Source organism: Armatimonadota bacterium, assembly GCA_031081585.1.
Classification (GTDB): domain Bacteria; phylum Sysuimicrobiota; class Sysuimicrobiia; order Sysuimicrobiales; family Humicultoraceae; genus Geohabitans; species Geohabitans tengchongensis.
This window is the reverse complement of record JAVHLY010000018.1, coordinates 1-18,769: the sequence shown is the minus strand read 5'-3', so window position 1 is coordinate 18,769 and position 18,769 is coordinate 1. Positions and strand designations below refer to the sequence as shown.

At 74.4% G+C, this 18,769-nt stretch carries 20 protein-coding genes; 12 read left to right on the top strand and 8 right to left on the bottom strand.

The genetic code is table 11. The features are described 5' to 3' along the window. The first annotated feature begins 130 nt into the window (after window positions 1–130). The 12 genes from RB146_08600 (at window position 131) to RB146_08545 (ending at window position 11,829) form a co-directional block, all read left to right on the top strand. Complete coding sequence (locus tag RB146_08600; protein ID MDQ7829041.1) at window positions 131–1,132, top strand: aminopeptidase; 1,002 nt, start codon at window positions 131–133, stop codon at window positions 1,130–1,132. Continuing rightward, a complete protein-coding gene (locus RB146_08595; GenBank protein ID MDQ7829040.1) occupies window positions 1,129–1,854 on the top strand; it encodes a cyclase family protein in 726 nt (241 codons plus the stop codon). The genes RB146_08600 and RB146_08595 overlap by 4 nt, the downstream gene beginning before the upstream one ends. A gap of 82 nt (window positions 1,855–1,936) precedes the next feature. Then, complete coding sequence (locus RB146_08590) at window positions 1,937–2,332, top strand: VOC family protein (protein MDQ7829039.1); 396 nt, start codon at window positions 1,937–1,939, stop codon at window positions 2,330–2,332. A gap of 16 nt (window positions 2,333–2,348) precedes the next feature. After that, window positions 2,349–3,218 carry a nitrilase-related carbon-nitrogen hydrolase gene (locus RB146_08585; GenBank protein MDQ7829038.1) on the top strand — a complete coding sequence of 290 codons (870 nt, stop codon included), beginning with the start codon at window positions 2,349–2,351 and terminating at the stop codon, window positions 3,216–3,218. Window positions 3,219–3,334: 116 nt separating this feature from the next. Further along, window positions 3,335–4,144: an SDR family oxidoreductase gene (locus RB146_08580; GenBank protein ID MDQ7829037.1), complete on the top strand. Its 810-nt coding sequence runs from the start codon at window positions 3,335–3,337 to the stop codon at window positions 4,142–4,144. Next, on the top strand, window positions 4,141–4,779 hold the full coding sequence (locus RB146_08575; GenBank protein MDQ7829036.1) for an urea carboxylase-associated family protein: 639 nt from the start codon (window positions 4,141–4,143) through the stop codon (window positions 4,777–4,779). The genes RB146_08580 and RB146_08575 overlap by 4 nt, the downstream gene beginning before the upstream one ends. A 62-nt stretch (window positions 4,780–4,841) precedes the next feature. After that, window positions 4,842–6,089, top strand: coding sequence for an amino acid ABC transporter substrate-binding protein (locus RB146_08570; protein MDQ7829035.1), 1,248 nt, complete (start codon window positions 4,842–4,844; stop codon window positions 6,087–6,089). 66 nt (window positions 6,090–6,155) lie between these two features. Continuing rightward, window positions 6,156–7,022 carry a branched-chain amino acid ABC transporter permease gene (locus RB146_08565; GenBank protein ID MDQ7829034.1) on the top strand — a complete coding sequence of 289 codons (867 nt, stop codon included), beginning with the start codon at window positions 6,156–6,158 and terminating at the stop codon, window positions 7,020–7,022. Beyond that, entirely contained in the window at window positions 7,019–7,981 is a 963-nt protein-coding gene (locus RB146_08560; protein ID MDQ7829033.1) for a branched-chain amino acid ABC transporter permease, read from the top strand. Before RB146_08565 ends, RB146_08560 begins: the two co-directional genes overlap by 4 nt. Window position 7,982: 1 nt before the next feature. After that, window positions 7,983–8,702, top strand: a complete 720-nt coding sequence (locus RB146_08555) for an ABC transporter ATP-binding protein (GenBank protein MDQ7829032.1) — start codon at window positions 7,983–7,985, stop codon at window positions 8,700–8,702. Window positions 8,703–8,723: 21 nt separating this feature from the next. Further along, window positions 8,724–9,434, top strand: a complete 711-nt coding sequence (locus tag RB146_08550; protein ID MDQ7829031.1) for an ABC transporter ATP-binding protein — start codon at window positions 8,724–8,726, stop codon at window positions 9,432–9,434. A 19-nt stretch (window positions 9,435–9,453) separates the two neighbouring features. After that, window positions 9,454–11,829: a xanthine dehydrogenase family protein molybdopterin-binding subunit gene (locus tag RB146_08545; GenBank protein MDQ7829030.1), complete on the top strand. Its 2,376-nt coding sequence runs from the start codon at window positions 9,454–9,456 to the stop codon at window positions 11,827–11,829. A 2-nt stretch (window positions 11,830–11,831) separates the two neighbouring features. On the opposite strand, the gene RB146_08540 is transcribed toward RB146_08545, so the two are convergent. From RB146_08540 to RB146_08505, 8 genes are all read right to left on the bottom strand, one after another. Further along, window positions 11,832–12,368: a DUF402 domain-containing protein gene (locus RB146_08540; GenBank protein ID MDQ7829029.1), complete on the bottom strand. Its 537-nt coding sequence runs from the start codon at window positions 12,366–12,368 to the stop codon at window positions 11,832–11,834. Continuing rightward, window positions 12,368–13,105: an ABC transporter ATP-binding protein gene (locus RB146_08535; GenBank protein ID MDQ7829028.1), complete on the bottom strand. Its 738-nt coding sequence runs from the start codon at window positions 13,103–13,105 to the stop codon at window positions 12,368–12,370. Before RB146_08535 ends, RB146_08540 begins: the two co-directional genes overlap by 1 nt. A gap of 73 nt (window positions 13,106–13,178) precedes the next feature. Further along, a complete protein-coding gene (locus RB146_08530; protein ID MDQ7829027.1) occupies window positions 13,179–13,919 on the bottom strand; it encodes an ABC transporter ATP-binding protein in 741 nt (246 codons plus the stop codon). After that, on the bottom strand, window positions 13,916–14,890 hold the full coding sequence (locus tag RB146_08525) for a branched-chain amino acid ABC transporter permease (protein MDQ7829026.1): 975 nt from the start codon (window positions 14,888–14,890) through the stop codon (window positions 13,916–13,918). Before RB146_08525 ends, RB146_08530 begins: the two co-directional genes overlap by 4 nt. Before the next feature lie 11 nt (window positions 14,891–14,901). After that, complete coding sequence (locus RB146_08520; GenBank protein ID MDQ7829025.1) at window positions 14,902–15,765, bottom strand: branched-chain amino acid ABC transporter permease; 864 nt, start codon at window positions 15,763–15,765, stop codon at window positions 14,902–14,904. Between the two features lie 54 nt (window positions 15,766–15,819). Next, the gene (locus RB146_08515; protein MDQ7829024.1) at window positions 15,820–17,139 is read right to left on the bottom strand and encodes an ABC transporter substrate-binding protein; all 1,320 of its coding nucleotides are present in this window, start codon (window positions 17,137–17,139) and stop codon (window positions 15,820–15,822) included. A 44-nt stretch (window positions 17,140–17,183) separates the two neighbouring features. Further along, a complete protein-coding gene (locus tag RB146_08510) occupies window positions 17,184–17,816 on the bottom strand; it encodes an NUDIX hydrolase (protein MDQ7829023.1) in 633 nt (210 codons plus the stop codon). Window positions 17,817–17,818: 2 nt separating this feature from the next. Then, on the bottom strand, window positions 17,819–18,769 hold a 951-nt coding region (locus RB146_08505), incomplete at its 5' end, for a hydantoinase B/oxoprolinase family protein (protein ID MDQ7829022.1).

Sequence of the window (18,769 nt, the reverse complement as noted above, 5' to 3'; positions counted from 1 at the left end):
GCCGTCGCGGCCCCCGGCGGCCCCAGCGTCGTGCCGCGCAGTCCCCCACTGCACACCGCCAGGGAGCGACGCCGGAGGCGGCGAAGGAAGTGAGCGCCCATGTCGTCCGTCGACCGTGAGAGGAGGTCGCATGGCCGTCGCCGTCTCGTTGCGTGAGAGCGTCCGCACCGTCGTCCGCACCTGCGCGCGGGTCCAGCCCGGCGAAGTCGTCGTGGTGGCCTGCGACACCCAGACGCAGCGGATCGCCGAGGCCATCGCCGAGGCGGTGCGCGAGGTGGGCGCGGAGCCGGTGCTGGTGACCATGCTGCCGCGCGCCGCCCACGGCAACGACCCCCCCGCCCCCGTGGGCGCGGCCATGAAGGCGGCCCATGTGGTCATCCAGCCGGTCACCTACGCCATGACCCACACCGACGCCACCCGCGAGGCGCTCCAGGCGGGCGCGCGGGTGCTGGTGCTGCGCGGGGTCACCGAGGAGATCATGACCCACGGCGCCATGCTGGCCGACTACGACCGCATCGACCGGGTGACCCGCGAGGTGGCGCGGCGCCTCACCGCCGCCGAGCGCGTGCGCGTGCGCACCCCGGCGGGGACCGACCTGGTGATGAGCGTGGCCGGCCGCCGCGCCATCGCCCTCACCGGCCGGGTGGGGGGGCCCGGCACCTTCGCCGCCATGCCGGACGGCGAGGCGGCCATCGCCCCCGTGGAGGGCACTGCCGAGGGGACGCTGGTCGTCGAGCACACCATGGACAACCTGGGGCGTCTGGACGCACCCATCCGCATGACGGTGCGGGCGGGGCGCGTGGTGGCCATCGAGGGCGGGGCTTCGGCGGAGGCGCTGCGCCGCCTGGTCGCCGAGGCCGACGAGCACGCCACCAACATCGCCGAGTTCGCCATCGGCACCAACGACCGGGCCCGGCTCATCGGCTCGATGACGGAGGACAAGAAGGTGGCGGGCTCGGTGCACGTGGCCATCGGGGACAACCACGTCATCGGCGGGGTGGTGACGAGCCAGCTCCACCTGGACGGGCTGCTGCTGCGGCCGACGGTCGAGCTGGACGGCGAGGTGGTGGTGCGGGACGGCCGCCTCCTCGTCGAGCCGTCCGAGGCGGCGGGTGCGGAGGGGCGGGCATGAGGGCCGCGCGGCTTCGGCGGCCGTCCGGGGGGGGGCCGGGCGGCGGGGCGGTGCGGATGCGCCTGATCGACCTGACGATCCCCTGGGGGCCGGGGGTGGAGCCGGTCCCCGGCCACCCGCACATCTACTACGTCCCCATCCACCACCACGAGCTGCACGGCCTCTCCACCGGGTTCGCCACCTTCAGCATCCACACCGGGACGCACATCGACGCCCCCTACCACTTCATCCCGGGCGGGCTGACCATCGACCGGGTGCCGCTGGAGTGGCTGTGCGGGCCGGCGGTCCTGGTGGACCTGCGCATGCACGCCCGGCCGGGCCAGCCCTTCACGGTGGAGGCGCTGCGCCAGGCGGTGGGCGACCCCGCGCAGCTGCGCGACCGCCGGGCGGTGCTCTGGAGCGGGTGGGCCGAGGAGCACTGGCGCGACCCGCGCTTCTACCGCGACAACCCCTACCTGGCCACCGACGCGGCGGAGTGGCTGGTGGAGTGCGGGGTGCGGGCGCTGGCGGTGGACTTCGCCGTGGACGGCGGGCCGCCCAAACCGCCGGGGCAGCCGCGCTACCCGGTGCACCTGATCACGCTGGGCGCCAACGTCTGCCTGATCGAGAACCTGATCAACCTGCACGCCATCCCCGTCCGGGAGTTCACGCTGCTGGCGATGCCGGTGCCCGTGGTGGGCGGCAACGGCGGGCCGGCCCGCGTGGCCGCCCTCGTGCCGTGACCGTGCGCGTTGGGGGCGCGCGCCGGCCCGCCTCCCCGCCGTGAGCGACGCTCCGCCGCTGGCCGTCCGGGGAGTGCACCACGTGGGCGTCCTCGTCCGGGACGCGCGCGCCACCGCCGCCCGGCTGGCCGCGCTGGGGCTGCGGGTGCGCGCCTGGGAGGAGTACGGGCCGGGCGAGCTCCGGATCGCCTTCATCCCGGTCGGGGAGACGCTCATCGAGCTCATCGAGCCGCTCACCGACCAGGGGTGGAACGCCGAGTGGCTGCGCACGCATGGCGAGGGGGTCCAGCACGTCGCCCTGGCCGTGGACGACCTGGCCGCGGCGCTGGCAGCGCTGCGGGCCCGCGGCGTGGCCCTGGCCGACGAGGCGCCGCGCCGGGGCGCCGGCAACACGCTGATCGCGTTCCTGCGCGACCCCGCCGGGGGCGTGCTCGTGGAGCTGACCCAGCCGCTCGGCCCGCCCCCGTGGGCGGCGTGACGGGCGCCCTGTCGTCGTGAGCCGCCTGGCGGTCGTCCAGCTGGCGGCGCCGTGGGCGGACGCGGCGACGATGCGGGAACGCACCGTCCGGCTGCTGCGCCAGGCCGCGGCGGAGCGCACCCGGCTGGCTGTCCTGCCGGAGCTGTGCACGGTCAGCTACGACTTCCGCACCCGCGAGGAGGTGGCACCCTCCGCAGAACCCCTCGACGGCCCCACGGTCCGGGCCTGGCACGCGGTGGCCCGGGAGACGGGGATGTGGGTGCTGGGAGGCCTGCCCGAACGCGACGGCCGGGACCTCCGCAACAGCGCCGTCCTGGTCGGTCCCCGGGGCCTCCGGGGTGTCTACCGGAAGGTGCACCTCTACCACTTCGAGCGTGAGGTCTTCACGCCGGGCGACCGCTTCGAGGTGTGGGAGACGCCCGTGGGCCGGCTCGCCCCCCTGATCTGCTACGACCTGCGCTTCGCGGAGGCGGTGCGCCTCCTCGTCCTGCGGGGCGCGGAGGTGCTGGCCGTCCCGACCACCTGGACCGACCGCGGCAAGCCCCAGCCGTGGGACGCGCGCGGGTGGTGCGGGGCCGCCTACCTGGCGGCGGGATACGCCTACGGCAGCCGGCTCTGGGTGGCCTGCGCCGACCGCGCGGGGCAGGACGGCGGGGTGCGCACGCTGGGGTGCAGCCTGATCGTCGACCCGCACGGAATGGTCCGGGCGGGCCCGGCCGCGCCGGACCGGGAGGAGGTCCTGACCGCGGAGGTGCGCGGCCCCGCCCCGCGAGCCACGGCGGAGATGGACCTCATCGGCGACCGCCGGCCGGAGCTGTACACCGAGCTGATCGCCGGCGGACGTGGCCGGGCCGTGGGTGCCCGTCGCCCGGGTGAGCGTCCGTAAGGTTTCTGACGACGACAGCCTGCCCGCGCCGGGAGGCCCCGCCGGCAGGAGGCCGCTCTAGCTTCGTTTAATTGAACTTCAATGTAATTGAAACTAGGCTCGTAGGGGAGGCGCCCATGGACCTGGGGCTGGGCGGCAAGGTGGCGCTGGTCACCGGCGGCAGCAAGGGCATCGGCCGGGCGGTGGCCGTGGCCCTGGCCAGGGAGGGTGCGCGGGTGGGGATCGTCGCCCGCGACGCGGAGCGGCTCGAGCGCGTCGCTGGCGAGATCCGCCAGGCCACCAGCGCCGAGGTCGTCCCCTTCCCGGGCGACGTCATGCGGCCCGAGGACCCGCCGCGCATCGCCGACCAGGCGGCCGCCCACTTCGGCCGCCTGGACATCCTGGTGAACAACGCCGGAGCTGCCCCGGGCGGCCTGCTCCTGGACCTGACCGAGGAGCACTGGGCCCTGGCCCTGCAGACGAAGTTCCTGGGCTACATCCGCTTCATGAAGGCGGTCATCCCCCACATGCTGCGCGCCGGCGGGGGGCGCATCGTGAACATCGTCGGCAACGACGGGATCAAGCCGGCGTTCTGGGAGCTGACGCCCAGTGCCGCCAACGCGGCCGACCTGGCGGTGACCCTGGCCCTGGCCGAGCAGTACGGCCCCCACGGCATCCTGGTGAACGCCATCAACCCGGGACCGGTGGCCACCGACCGGTGGGACGGCCTCGTGGCCGCCTACGCGCGGGACATGGGGCTCTCCACGGAGGAGGCCTCCCGGCTGGCCACCGCGTCGATCCCGCTCGGGCGCATCTGCACCCCGGAGGAGGTGGCCGACGTGGCGGTCTTCGTGGCCTCGCCCCGGGCCAGCTTCATGAACGGGGCGCTCATCACCCTCGACGGCGGGCAGCGCAAGGCCCTGATGGACGTGCGGGGACGGCGGTGAGGCGGGTCTTCGAGCAGGTGGTGCCGGGCAAGCACGGGCTGGCCCTGGAGCTCGAGGCGGGTCAGATCCTGCGTGTGGTGGACCTGGAGGGCCAGCAGGTGGTGGACATGGCCCTCTTCAACCGCGACAACCTGCGGGAGAAGCTCTCCACCTCCTACTCGCGCACGCGGTACGTCCCCGCCCGCGTCGGCGAGTACATCCCCCGCGACCGGCTCACCGAGGGCGACGTCCTGCGCTCGACGCTCTGCCGGCCCATGATGACGATCCTCAAGGAGACGGCGCCCGAGAAGGGCGTGCACGACTGCCACAACCGGATGTGCAACCGCTTCCTCTACGAGGTCCAGCTGGGCGTGGGTCCCCAGGACGGCTGCCACGAGATCATCAGCCGGGTGGTGGCGCCCTACGGCCTGCTGCCGGAGGACATCCCCGACACCTTCGACATCAACATGCGGTACGAGCACGACTGCGCTAACCGGCGGTGGGTGATCGGCCTGCCGGCCAGCCGGCCGGGGGACTACGTCGAGTTCCGGGCGGAGATGCCGCTCGTGGTGGCGCTCTCCGTCTGCCCGCTGGAGATCGGCCCGTGCAACGGCGGGCGCTCCACGCCGGTGCGGGTGGAGGTGGACGCGCCCTAGCCGGCGGAGCGGCGGTCGGCACAGCCGGCCACGATGTGGCAGGGGAGGGGAGGAAGATGCGCGTGAGGACCACGTTGGCGAGACGGCTGGCAGCGCTGGCCCTGGCGGTGGGGCTCGTCCTGCCGCTGGTCGCGGTGCGCCCCACGGCCGCTCAGGCGCGGGAGTTCCGGATCGGCGTGGCGGTGGCCCTGAGCGGCATCTTCGGCCGGGATGGCACGCTGCTCAAGGAGGCCTACGAGCTGTGGGCCGAGGCGGTGAACGAGCGGGGCGGCATCGAGTCCCGCGGCGGACGGTACCCGGTGCGCCTGATCGTCTACGACGACGAGTCCAGCGAGGCCAAGAGCGCCCAGCTGGTCGAGCGCCTGGCCACCGTCGACCGGGTCGACCTGCTGCTCGGGGGGTTTGGCAGCAACGTCGTCTTCGCCTCCACCGCCGTGGCGGAGAAGTACAAGTACCCGTACTGCTCAGGCGCGGCCAGCGCCAACCCCATCTTCGAGCGCGGCTTCAAGTTTACGTTCGCCACGCTCAACAAGACCTTCGAGGAGGTGCGCGCCGTCGCCGAGGTCTTCGTGAACGCCCGGCCCAAGCCCCAGACCGCGGCCATCATCGGGGCCGAGCACCTCTTCGCCAAGCTTTCCGCGGAGGGCTTCCGGAAGGTGCTCCAGGACCACGGCGTGCGCGTCGTCCACTTCGAGATCTTCCCGCTGGCGCTCGCCGACTACACCTCGCTCCTGCAGAAGGTCAAGCGCCGCAACCCGGAGGTCCTCCTGGTGGGCAGCCTGCTGGCCCACTCCCTGCGGGTGATGAAGGCGGCCAAGGAGGTCGGCTACGCCCCCAAGGGCGTGGGCTTCAGCTTCGGACCCACCGTCCCCGACTTCGTGAAGGAGCTGGGGCGGGACGCCGAGTACGCCGTGGGGGCCTCCGAGTGGGTACCCTCGCTCTACTACCGCGACCCGGTCTTCGGCACCTCCCGCACCTGGTACGAGCGCTTCCGCCTGAAGTACCGGAAGGAGCCGGACTACACCCAGGTGGCGGCCACGGCCTGCGCGGTGGCCCAGCAGGTCGCCGTGCAGAACCTCAACCTGGTGCCGCCGCTGTCGGCGGAGGACCGCGAGCGCCTGGCCGAGGAGATGCACCGGCTGGACTTCCAGTCGCTGTACGGGCGGGTGAAGTTCGGGCCCGACGGGGCCATCGTGCTGAAGCCGCCGCTGGCCGTGCAGATCCAGGACGGCCGCGGGGTCCTGGTCTGGCCCAAGCTGCAGGGGGCGAAGCCGCTGCGCTACCCCATGCCCCCCTGGGACCGCCGCTAGGCCGGGGCCGGGGGCGCTGGCCGGCGACAGGCCGCGCCGCGAGGCAGGAGCGGGCGCCCCGCCGTGATGGTCTTCCTCCAGGCGGTGGCCAACGGGGTGCTGCTGGGCGGCGTCTACGCCGCCGCGGGCGTGGGGCTCTCGCTGATCTTCGGGGTCACGGGGATCGTGAACGCCGCGCATGGCGAGCTGATGATGCTCGGCGCCTTCACCACCTACTGGCTGGCCCGCAGCCACGGCGTGGACCCCCTCCTCTCCCTGCCCGTCGCCTTCCTGCTCCTGTTCGCCTTCGGGTACGGGCTGCAGCGGTTCGTCCTGAACCGCTCGGTGGGGGCGCCGCTCCTCGTCTCGCTGCTGGCCACCTTCGGTCTCTCGCTGGTGCTGGTGAACGCGGCGCTGCGGCTGTGGTCGGCGGACTACCGCGTCCTCAGCGTCCCCTACCTGGACCGCAGCCTTCACCTGGGAGAGGTGGTCCTCCCCTACACCCGCCTGGTCGCCGGTGGGCTCGGGCTGCTCATGGTGGCGGGGCTCTCCGCGCTGCTGGCACGTACCCCGCTGGGCCGGGCCATGCGCGCCACGGCCCAGGACTGGGAGATGGCGCAGCTGGCGGGCATCGACACCCGGCGCGTCTTCGCCCTCACGGTGGCCCTCGGGGTCGGGGTGACCGGCGCGGCCGGCTCGCTGGTCGCCTACTTCACCAACATCCACCCCTACATGGGGCTCACCTACACCCTCTTCGCCTTCGCCGTGGTGGTGCTGGGCGGGATGGGCTACATCCCCGGGGTCCTCTACGGCGGGCTGGCCATCGGCCTGGCCCAGGCCTTCACCGAGACCTACCTGGAGGCGGGGCTCTCGCTCATGGTGGCCTTCCTGCTGCTCTACGTGACGCTCTCGCTGCGCCCCGCGGGCATCACCGGGCGGGGCCGGGTCGAGTGAGGCGGCTGGGGCTGCCGGCGGCGCTGGTGGCGGGGCTGGCCCTGCTCCCGCTGGTGGCCGGCCCCTACCTGGTGCGGCTGCTGGCCGTGATCTTCATGTGGGGGGCGCTGGCCTCAGCGTGGAACCTGCTGGCGGGGTACGCGGGGCCGGTCGACCTCGGCCCGGTGGTGCACTACGGGCTCGGGGGGTTCACCGTGGCCGTGCTCCTCACGCGGGCGCACTGGCCCTTCCTGCCGGCGCTCGCCGCCGCCGGGGTGCTGGCCGCCCTGGTGGCCTACGTCGTGGGCACGCCCACGCTGCGGTTGCGCGGGGCCTACTTCGCCGTGGGGACGCTGGCCCTGGCCGAGGCGCTGCGCGAGGGGGCGCTCTCCTTCGACCGCGTGACCGGCCTCACCCTCACCGGCGGGAGCCACGGCATCACCTTCCCGCTGGGCCCGGGGACCACGTACTTCTACTACGTGCTGCTGGCCATCCTGGCGCTGGCGCTGGCCGCCTCCCTGTGGCTGGAGGGCTCCCGCTTCGGCTACGGGTTGCGCGCCATCCGCGAGAACGAGGTGGCGGCCGCCGCCTCGGGCATCGACGTGCTGGCCCTCAAGCGCTGGGCCTACTGCCTCTCCGCGGTGCTCATCGCCTGGGTGGGCGGGACGGCGGGGTACTGGCTCACCTACATCAACGCCAACGAGGCCTTCGGCCCCACCATCACCTTCCAGATGGTGGTGATGGCGATCCTCGGCGGGCTGGGCACGCCCTTCGGTCCGCTCCTGGGCGCGGCCGTGCTGGTCGTGCTGGCCGAGGTCCTGGGCACGCGGTTGCTCTACGCCTACCTCATCATCATCGGGCTGGTCATCATGGCCGTCTCCCTCGTCTTCCCGCAGGGTGTGGTGGGGCTGGCGCGGCTGCGGCTGCGCCGCCGCGCCCGGCCCGCCGTTCCGGCGGAACGGCGGGTGGCGGAGTCGTGACATGAGCCTGCTGGAGTGCCGGGACGTCACGCGCACCTTCGGCGCGCTGGTGGCCGTGGACCGCGTCTCCCTCAGTGTGGACGAGGGTGAGGTGGTGGCCGTCATCGGGCCCAACGGCGCCGGCAAGACGACGCTGTTCAACATGATCGCCGGCCTCCTCCCCCCGACCGGTGGGACGATCCGCTTCCAGGGTCGCCCCATCACGGGGCTGCCCGCCCACCGCGTCTGCCGCCTGGGCATCGTGAAGACCTTCCAGATCCCCCAGCCGCTGCTGGGGCTGCGCGCCTGGGAGAATGTGGCCGTGGGGGCGATGTACGGCCGGGGCCTGGGGGTACGGGAGGCCCGCGCCGAGGCGGTCCGCTGCCTGGAGCTGGTCGGGCTGGCCAAACCGGACGCCCCCGCCGCCAGCCTCACTACCGCCGAACGCCGGCGGCTCGACCTGGCGCGCGCCCTGGCCACCGGAGCGCGCCTGATCCTCCTGGACGAGAACCTGGCCGGGCTGACGGTGGCGGAGGCGGCCGAGATGGTGGAGGTGCTGCGGCAGGTGCGGGCCCGGGGACGGACGTTGCTGCTCATCGAACACGTCATGCGCACCGTGGTGACGCTCGCCGAGCGGGTCGTGGTCCTCACGCACGGGCGCAAGCTGGCCGACGGCCCGCCGGCCCGGGTCATGCGCGACGAGCAGGTGGTGAAGGCCTACCTGGGGGAGGCCTTCGCCTGAGGGCGGGGCGGGAGGCGCGCCGTGCTGGAGGTACGCGACCTGACCACGGGCTACGGGGACCTGACGGTGCTGCGCGGCGTCTCCCTGGAGGTGCGGCCGCAGACGGTCACGGTGCTCATCGGGCCCAACGGCGCCGGCAAGACGACGCTGCTGCGCGCCATCGTGGGGCTGCTGCGGCCACGCGGTTCCGCTCCGGCGGTGCTGTGGCGCGGGCGACGCATCGACCGGCTGCGCCCCGACGAGATCGTGCGCCTGGGGATTGCCGTGAGCCCCGAGGGTGCCCGCGTCTTCCCGGAGATGACGGTGCGGGACAACCTGCTCGTCGCCGCCGCCGTGGCGCGGGCCCGGGCGCAGCAGGCGCAGCGCCTGCGCGAGGTCTTCGACCTCTTCCCGCGCCTGGCCGAGCGCCAGGGGCAGCTCGCCCGCACCCTCAGCGGCGGGGAGCGGCAGATGCTCTCGCTGGGGCGGGCCCTGATGACCGCCCCCGAGCTGCTCACCCTCGACGAGCCGTCCCTGGGGCTGCAGCCCACCCTGGTGCGCGCCATCATGGAGACGGTCCGGCGGATCCACGCCCAGGGGGTGACGGTGCTGCTCATCGAGCAGAACGTCCACGCCTCCCTGCCGCTCGCCCACCAGGGCTACGTCATGGAGCACGGGCGGATCGTGCGTTCCGGCACCGGCGCCGAGCTGCTCGACGACCCCCACGTGCGCGTCTCCTACCTGGGCCTGTGAGGCGCCGAGGCCGGCCCCGGTGAGCGCGCCCGCCACCACCTCCTGGGTCGGCCGGGCGGTGCGGCGCCGCGAGGATCCCCGATTGCTGCGCGGGGAGGGCCGCTACCTGGCCGACCTGGCGCTGCCCGGCATGCTCCACCTGGCCTTCGTGCGCAGCCCGCACGCCCACGCCCGCGTGCGCGCCATCGACGCCGCACCGGCCCTGGACGTCCCCGGGGTGGTCGCCGTCTTCGCCGCCGCCGACCTGGCGCTCGCCCCCATCACCGCGGCGTTGCGCGATGCCCGCTACCGCGGCGGCAGCTGGCCGCCGCTCGCCCGGGAGGTGGTGCGCTTCGTCGGGGAGCCCGTGGCCGTGGTGGCCGCGGCCGACCGCTACGTGGCCGAGGACGCGGCCGAGCGCGTGGCGGTGACGTACGAGCCGCTCCCGGTGGTGGCTTCCCTGGACGCGGCCCTCGCCCCGGATGCCCCGCAGCTGCACCCCGACGTCCCCGGCAACCGCTTCCTGGAGCGCGAGGTGGCCTCCGGCGACGTCGCGGCGGCCTTCGCCCGCGCCGCCGTGGTCGTGCGCGGCACCTTCCGCCACAGCCGGGTGGCCGGCGCGCCGCTGGAGGGACGGGGCGTGGCCGCCGCGTGGGACCCGCCGGGGCGCCTCACCGTCTGGGCCTCCACCCAGACTCCCCACCACCTGAAGGAGGCGGTCGCCCGCGGGCTGGGGCTGGCGGCGGCGCAGGTGCGGGTGGTGGTCCCGGACGTGGGCGGCGGGTTCGGGCCGAAGATGATGCTCTACCCCGAGGACCTGGTCACCTGCGCCGTGGCGCAGCGGCTCCGCCGCCCGGTGAAGTGGGTGGAGGACCGGCACGAGAACCTGCTGACGATGACCCAGGCCCGCGAGGTGTGGGTCGAGGCCGAGGCCGCGGCCGACGCGGCGGGGCGGCTGCTGGCGGTGCGGGCGACGCTGTGCTCGGATGCCGGCGCCTACTCCGCCTACCCGCTCACCGTGGCCATCGAGCCGGTGACCGCGGCCAACATCCTCACCGGCCCCTACCGGGTGGAGGCCTATGCCTGCCGCGCGCTGGCTGTCGCCACCAACAAGGCGCCGCTGGGCGCCTACCGCGGGGTGGGCATGGCGGTGGCGGCGTGGGTGATGGAGCGCCTGGTGGACAAGGTGGCTGCGCGGTTGGGGCTCGACCCCGCCGAGGTGCGGCGCCGCAACCTGATCCCCTCCGAGGCCTTCCCCTATACCAACCCGGCGGGGCTGGTCTACGACAGCGGCCGCCTCCACGAGACGCTGGCGGCGGTGCTGGAGGCGTTCGACTACGCGGGGGCGCGGCGGGCCCAGGCCGAAGCGCGCGCGGCCGGCCGGCGGGTGGGCATCGGACTCAGCGTCTTCACCGAGTTCACGGGGATGGGGTCGCGCACCTTCCTGCGGCGCGGCATGACCGACATGCGCGGCTACGACGGCGCGCGCGTGCAGGTGGAGCCCGACGGCACGGTGCGGCTGTGGGCCTCCTCGCCCTCCCAGGGCCAGGGGCACGAGACCGCCTTCGCCCAGCTCCTGGCCGACGAGCTCGGCATCGACCCGGAGCTGGTGGTGGTGGCGCCGGTGGACACCGACCTGGCCCCGGAGGGGAGCGGCACCTTTGCCAGCCGCGCGCTGGTCGCCTCGGGCGGGGCCATCGTGCGCGCCGCCGCGCGGGTGCGGGCGAAGGCGGTGGCCATCGCCGCTCACCTGCTCGAGGCGGCCCCGGAGGACGTCGTGCTGGACGGCGGCCGCTTCTTCGTCCGCGGGACGCCGGCCCGCGCCCTCACCTGGCGCGACGTGGCCCGGGCGGCGCACGTGCCGGCGCTGGGCTACCTCGCCGGCGGCGAAGAGCCGGGGCTCGGGGCGGCCGTCACCTACGACCCGCCGCCGGCGGCCTTCGGGAACGGGGCGCACGCGGCGCTGGTGGAGGTGGACCCGCAGACCGGCGTCGTGCGCGTCCTGCGCTACGTCGTGGCCGAGGACTGCGGGCCGCTGCTCAACCCGCTGCTGGTGGAGGGGCAGACACACGGTGGGGTGGCGCAGGGCCTGGGGGAGGCGCTCTACGAGGCGCTGCGCTACGACGCGGCGGGACAGCCGCTCGCCGCGACCTTCATGGACTACCTCCTGCCGTCGGCGGCGGAGGTGCCGCCGGTCGAGGTCCACCACCTGGAGACGCCCTCGCCCTACACGGAACGCGGCTTCAAAGGAGTGGGGGAGTCGGGGACGATCGGCGCGGTGGGCTGCCTGGCCAATGCCATCAGCGACGCGCTGGGGCGGGACGTGGACGTCCTGCCCGTGACCCCCGCGCTCGTGCTGGCGTGGCTGCGGGACCGGCCGGAGGACGAAGCGGCGGACCGAAGAGGCCCAGGCTGAGGCTACAGCCGGAAGTCGCGCACCACCGGCGGCGGGAACGCTCCACGCGCCGTGCGCGCCTGCAGGTCGGCCAGGACGCGGCGGGCGTGCCCTGCCTGCGCCGGCGTCAGCGCCCCTGCGGCTACTGCCTGCGCGAACTCCTCCTCGTCCAGCACGGTCCAGTCGCCCTCGGGGGAGACCCACAGGTCGAGGAAGAGGTCCACGAGCGGTGCGAGGGTGGCGGGGTCCCGTCCCCGCCAGCGCACCGGCTCCAGGACGTCGGCGTAGTACCCGGTCCAGGTCCCGTCGGGACGGTAGATCCGACCGACGTCGAAGGGCTCCCCCTGGAAGAGGAACCACACCGCCCAGTCGCCGGCCTGCAGGACCGTCTCGCCGCGGACGACGACGGGGCGGCGGGGGGACAGCGGGTGCGCCAGGACCAGCATCCGCTCGTCCGCCTCCAGCAGCAGCCCCTCCAGGGTGCGGCGGTCACCGGGCGGGCGCACGAACTCGAAGGCGAGGCGGCCGCGCACGCGCTGCGGAGGGATCACCGCCTGCATCAGCTCGCGCTGCGCGGTGCGCCCGGGCGCCCCGGCGCGCGGCGCACCCCCAGCAGGCGCAGCAGCAGCCCCTCGTCGGCCCGCAGCGCCCCGGGCGACCCCTCCCAGGCCAGCCGGCCGGTCTCCAGCACGGCCACCCGGTCGGCCACGCGCAGCGCGGCCTCGATGCGCTGCTCCACCAGCAAGACGCCCACGCCCTGCGCGCGCAGCGCCGCCAGGGTCTCCAGCAGCCGTGCGGCCAGCAGCGGCGCCAGCCCCTCGGTGGGCTCGTCGAGCAGCAGGACGCGCGGGCGCGCGGCGAGGGCCCGGGCGGTGGCCACCATCTGCTGCTCCCCGCCGCTGAGGGTGGCCGCCCGCTGGCGCAGCCGCTGGCGCAGCACCGGGAAGAGGGCAAAGACCGGCTCCAGGTCGGCGGGGCGGCCGCCCCGCACCAGCAGGCCCATGCGCAGGTTCTCCTCCACGGTGAGGGCGGGGAAGAGGCGCCGCCCCTGGGGGACGTAGCCGAGCCCCAGGCGCGGCACGGCGTGCGCGGGCAGGCCGGTGAGCTCCACGCCGTCCAGCCGGATGCGCCCGGCCACCGGCCGCAGGAGCCCCATGACCGCCCGCAGCGTGGTCGTCTTCCCGGCCCCGTTGCGCCCCAGCAGGGCCAGCACCTCGCCGGGAGCCACGTGGAAGGAGACCTGGTGGACCACGCGGGCCTGGCCGTAGGCGCAGGTGAGCCCCTCCACGGTCAGCATCAGGCGTCGGTGCGCCTCCCACGGTGGAGCGTGGGCCGGTGGAGCTGGCACGGCACCAGGCCGGTTCGGGCCATCAGGCGGCTCCCAGGTAGACGCGCTGCACCTCGGGGTTGGTCTCGATCTCGGGCGGAGTCCCCTCGGCCAGGATGCGCCCCTCGTGCATCACCGTGACGCGCCGGGCCAGCTCCAGCACCACCGCCAAATTGTGCTCGACCAGGAGGATGGTGAGGCGCCCGGCCAGGCGGCGCAGCAGGTCGGTGAGGAGCGCGATCTCCTCCCCCGCCAGGCCCTGCGTGGGCTCGTCGAGGGCCAGCAGGACGGGATCGGCGGCGAGCGCCATGGCCACCTCCAGCAGGCGCCGGTGGCCGTAGGGGAGGGCTCCCGCCGGGCGGTCCCAGCCCGCGGTCAGCCCCACCTCCTCCAGCACCCGCGCCGCCTCCTCCCGCACCGCCCGGCCGTCGGCGGCCAGCGCCGCCCGCCACCCCCGCGCCCACCGGCGCTGCGCCGCCAGGACCACGTTGTCGAAGACGGTCATGGTGCGGAAGACGCTCGTCACCTGGAAGGTGTAGGCGATGCCGAGCGCCACCCGCGCGTGCGCCCCGAGGTCGGTGATGTCGCGGCCGCGGAAGCGGATGCGCCCGGCGGTGGGGGCCAGCCGCCCGCAGATCAGCCCGAGCAGGGTGGTCTTGCCGGCCCCGTTCGGCCCGATGAGGGCGCGGATCTCTCCGGGGGTCAGGGTGAAGTCCACCGCCTGCACCGCCGCCAGCCCGTCGAACCGCTTCGTGAGGCCGACCGTCTCGAGCAGCGGGGTCACGGCAGCCACGGCCACCACCGCGCCCGCGCCGTCCCCACGATGCCCTGGGGGAACCACAGGACCAGCAGCAGCAGGGTGCCGCCCACCACGAAGAGGTAGGCCGTGGTGAGGCCGCTGGCCACGTCCACCACGTAGACCATCAGCGCCGTCCCCACGAGCGGGCCGAGCGTCGTCCCGGCGCCGCCCACCAGTACCCACAGCAAGGGCAGGATGGAGTAGAGGACGTCGGCGAACGCGGAGCCGACGTAGGCGAAGAGGAGCGCGTACCCCGCGCCCGCCGCCCCGGCCAGGCCGCCCGAGAGAACGAGCGCCAGCAGCTTGTACCGGAAGGGGTCGTAGCCCAGCAGGCGCACCCGCTCCTCGTTCTCGCGCACGGCCCGCAGGACCCGCCCCAGCGGCGAGCGCACGACCCACAGCGAGAGGAGGAGGCCTGCGGCCAGGACGGCCAGGGCCAGGTTGTACTTCGCGGCCGGCAGGGCCAGGTCCAGATGCCAGGGGCCCAGCGCCAGCGGGCGCAGCCTGCCGGTGAGGGTGAGGCCCTGGTCGCCGCCGGTGATGCGGTTGAAGTGCAGCGTGGTGAGGAAGCCCATCTGAGCCACCATCAGGGTGACGATGAGGAAGGCCACGCCGGTGGTGCGCAGGGCCACGGCACCCACCAGCGCGGCGGCGGCCAGCCCCGCCGCCACCCCAGCCCCCAGCGCCAGCAGCGGGGCCAGCTGCCCGTAGTAGACGCCGAGCCCGGCGGCGTAGAGCCCGGCGGCGAAGAGCAGCGCGTGCCCCAGGCTCATCAGCCCCGTGTAGCCCAGGAGCAGGTTGTAGCCGGCGGCGAAGGCGGCCAGCAGCATGATGCGCGTGACCATCCCGTGGTGGAACGGGGGCAGCACCGCCTGCAGCAGGGCCAGGAGCCCCAGCACCCCCAGGTGCAGCGCCCAGACGCGTCCGTCGTGCCGGTCCGGCCCGGCGGGCGCCATGGCCCCCGCCCTCACCCGCGCACCTCCAGCAGCCCGCCGCTGCGGGCGACCAGGACCGCCACCACGACCAGCGAGGCGGCGATGCGCGCCAGCGTGGGCGAGAAGAAGACGGAGAGCGCCCCGTCGACCAGCCCGATGAACAGCGCCGCCGCCAGCGTTCCGCCCAGGCTGCCGATCCCGCCGATGATCACCGCCATGAAGGAGAGGAGGAGCGCGTCCAGCCCCATCAGGTAGTGCGCCTGGCGGATGGGGACGATGAGCACCCCGGCCAGCGCCGCCAGCGCGGCCCCCAGGCCGAAGGCGGCGGCGTAGATGCGCTGCACCGGGACACCGAAGGCCTGGGCGATCTCCCGGTCCTGCTGCGTGGCCCGCATGTACAGCCCCAGGCGGGTGCGCGTGATCAGCAGCCAGGCCGCGCCGAGCAGTGCTGTGGCCGCCGCCGCCACGACGAGCTTGTAGCCGGAGTAGCCGAACCAGGGAAGGTCGACGCGGAAGGCCACCGGCTCGGGGACCGGACGGGCATAGGGGCCGTAGACGCTCAGGACCGCCTGCTGCAGGACGTAGAGGAGGCCGATGGTGGCCACGATGGTGGGCTCGGGGGCGTAGCCGATGGGGCGCAGCACCAGGCGGTCGGCGGCCAGGGCCACCGCCGCGGCGGCCAGCGGGGCGGCGAGCAGCGCCAGGGGGAAGCTGCCGGTGGCGGTGGTGACGTACCAGGCGAAGACGGCGCCCAGCATGAAGAAGTCGCCGTGGGCGATGTTCACCACGCGCATGACCCCGAAGACGAGGGAGAGGCCCAGCGCCGTGAGCGCCAGCACCAGCCCGGAGACGACGCCTTCCAGCAGGGCCAGGACGGCCTGGCCGGCGGGTGTCACGGGGGGAGGACGGGCCGGGGGCGCATCCCCGGAGGCGTCAGCGCCGCGGGAGGCTCACAGCGGCATCTTGGTGTAGTCGCCCTCCGGCGGGTAGAGGCCGTCCTCGATGGCGGTGCGGTGGACCACCACCAGGCGCTTGTTCCGCACCTGGGAGATGAACTGGTGGCCGAAGACCTGGTGCAGCTTCCCGTTGAAGCGCTTCGGCCCCTGGGGGTGCTGCAGGCTCTCGGGGAAGCTGGTGAAGCCCTCCAGGGTGGTGATGAACTTCCGGTAGTCCGCGGGGGTGCGGCTGGCGTAGCCGCTCTCCTCCACCGCCCGCTTGATGACGAAGAGCGTCTCCCACACCCCGAACATGTGGGAGTAGGTGGAGACGTCCTTCGGGTCGGCCTTGCTGGCCCCGTTGGCGTCGACGCCCACGCGGTCACGGTACTGCTGCTCGAAGGCGGTCTTGACGTTGCCGGCGTAGCGCGGGAAGGCCTCCCACAGGAAGCTCCCCTCCAGGTACTCCAGGCCGGGCGTGGCGATGTCCACGCCCTCCAGGGAGTCGATGAAGCCGAAGAGCTTCGGCTTGCGCGCGCCGAAGTGCTCGCCCAGCTCCTTGACGAAGGTAAGCACCCCCGGTCCCACCATGACGTGGTAGATGAAGTCGGTGTTGCGCGGCACCCGGGCGAAGTAGCGGGTGAAGGAGGTCTCCGTGGGCGGGATGGGCACCAGCGCCGCCACCTCGCCGCCCAGCGCGCGCAGCCGCGCGCTGAAGAAGTCGCGGTGGTCGTGGCCGAAGGCGTAGTCGGGGAAGATGAGCGTGGCCCGCTTCCCCAGGTTCTTCACGATCCAGGGGGCCACGGCGGTGACCTGGGCGCGCACGTCGGTGATGCCGGGCTGGAAGACGTAGCGGTTGAGCTTGCCCGAGGCCACGTGGTACCCCTCGCTGACCACCAGGTAGGGGACCTTCAGCTCCCCGGCCCGCGGGGCGGCGGCGATGACCACGTGGGAGAAGAGCGTCCCGAAGATGAAGTCGACGCGGTGCTGGTTGACGAACTTCTCCACCACCTCCACGCCGCGCTTGGGGTCGGTGCCGTCGTCCTCGACGATGATCTGCACCGGGCGGCCGGCGATGCCCCCCTGCTCGTTGATCAGGCGCAGGGCCGCGTTGCCCACCCGCTCGTACCACCGCCCGTAGACGGCGCCGATGCCGGTGCGGTGCACCTGGAAGCCGATGCGCAGCGGCGCCCGCGGCCCCGCGGCGGCTTCCACCGTGTCGTTGGGCACCGACGCGGACAGCAGCCGCACCCCGAACGTCGTCAAGACGCTGGCGCCCGCCAGCGCCCCGGCCGCACGCAACGCCTCCCGCCTGGTGATCTTCCGCTCGGCCATCCTCGTCCTCCCGCTCTCTACTCGGCTGGGGCTCTCCCCGTCCTTCACCGGGCTAGCGTCCTTCTCCTCTTGGCCGTCGGGCCCGCCGCACCGCGCCTGCGCCCTCCACCGGGCGGTGCCAGGCCGCCGTCGCCACGCCGCGGAGGGCGCCCGGCGCGGGTTCGCGCGGCCAGCGCGGCCAGGGCCTGGCGGTTGTTGCGGAAGGCGATCGGCTCGGGCAGCGCGTCCAGCGGGAACCAGCCGACCCCGCTGACATCGGAGGCGGGGCGGGGGGTGCCGGCGCGGATGGTGGCCGTGTGGTAGATGTTCAGCGTGGGCTCGCCGGTCTCGTCGTAGCGGTCGGCGTAGATGCCGACGAGGTCGCCCACGGCCACCTCGACCCCCAGCTCCTCCCGCAGCTCGCGCCGGATGGCCGCCGGCGGGTCCTCGTCCGGGTCCATGAAGCCGCCCGGGCAGTCCCAGTGGTCGCGGTAGGGCTCGACCCCCCGCCGCACCAGCAGGACCTCCCGGCGGCCCCCCCGGCGTCGGGTGACCAGGGCCGAGGCTGTGGGTTTGGGGTTCTGCCAGTGGACGTGGCCGCAGGCCGGGCAGACCGGCTGCGGGGCGCGGCCGGGCTCGACGGCGCGCCACTCCAGGGGGGTGCGGCAGAGGGTGCAGTAGCGCGGGCGGGCGCCCACGTTTACTCCCGCACGTAGCCTTCCTGGCGGTCGCGCTCCACCAGCGCCTGCGGGCGCTCGGCGGGGTTCCCGTAGCCGCTGCCGCCCGCCGAGCGGATGATAATGACGTCCTCGGCGCGGCGCAGCTCCACCAGCTGCCCGATCCCCGCCACCGGCTCCACCCGCGCGCCCCGCACCTCCGCCCCCGCCGGGCCGCCCGGCCCCCCGCCCAGCAGGCCCGGCTGGGGCGAGTCGGTGCCGTGGGGCAGGACGTTCACCAGCACCGGCAGCCCGTCGTCGTAGAGCTTGCGCAGGATCACCTCCTGCCCCAGCCCGCCGCGGTGGCGCCCGGGTCCGCCGGAGCCGGGGATGAGCTCCTTGCGCTCCACCAGCAGGGGGGTGCGCTGCTCGAACATCTCCACCGGGACGTTGCCCGCCGAGGTGGGGTACATCAGGGCGGCGTAGCCGTCCCCGTGGGCGCTGGCGCCCTGGCCGCCGCCGAACATGATGTGGTCGTTGAAAGTCTCCCCGCGCTCGTCCCGCCCGTAGGCGGTGCACACGCCGGGCAGTCCGGTGAAGGCCTGCACCCGGTCGGGCAGGACCTCGGCCAGCGCGCGGAAGATGGCCGGGCCGCAGAACCACCCGACCATGGTGCGCTGGCTCACCGCGGCGGGGTAGCGGCAGTTGAGGATGCTGCCCTCCGGGGCCCGCACGTGCAGGGGACGGAAGCAGCCGGCGTTGCTGGGGACCTCGGGCGTCAGGATGGACTTGAGCGCGTAGGTGGTGTGCGCCGCCGTGTAGGAGAGGGTGCAGTTCACCCCGCCCTCCGGCAGCTGCGGCGGCACGTCGTCCCACTCTACCGTGATCTCGTCCCCGTCCACGGTGACGGCGCAGCCCAGCCGCAGCCGCTCGCCCCGCAGGGTGAAGGTGGAGGCGCCGCGGTAGACGCCGTCGGGCACGGCGCGGATGGCCCG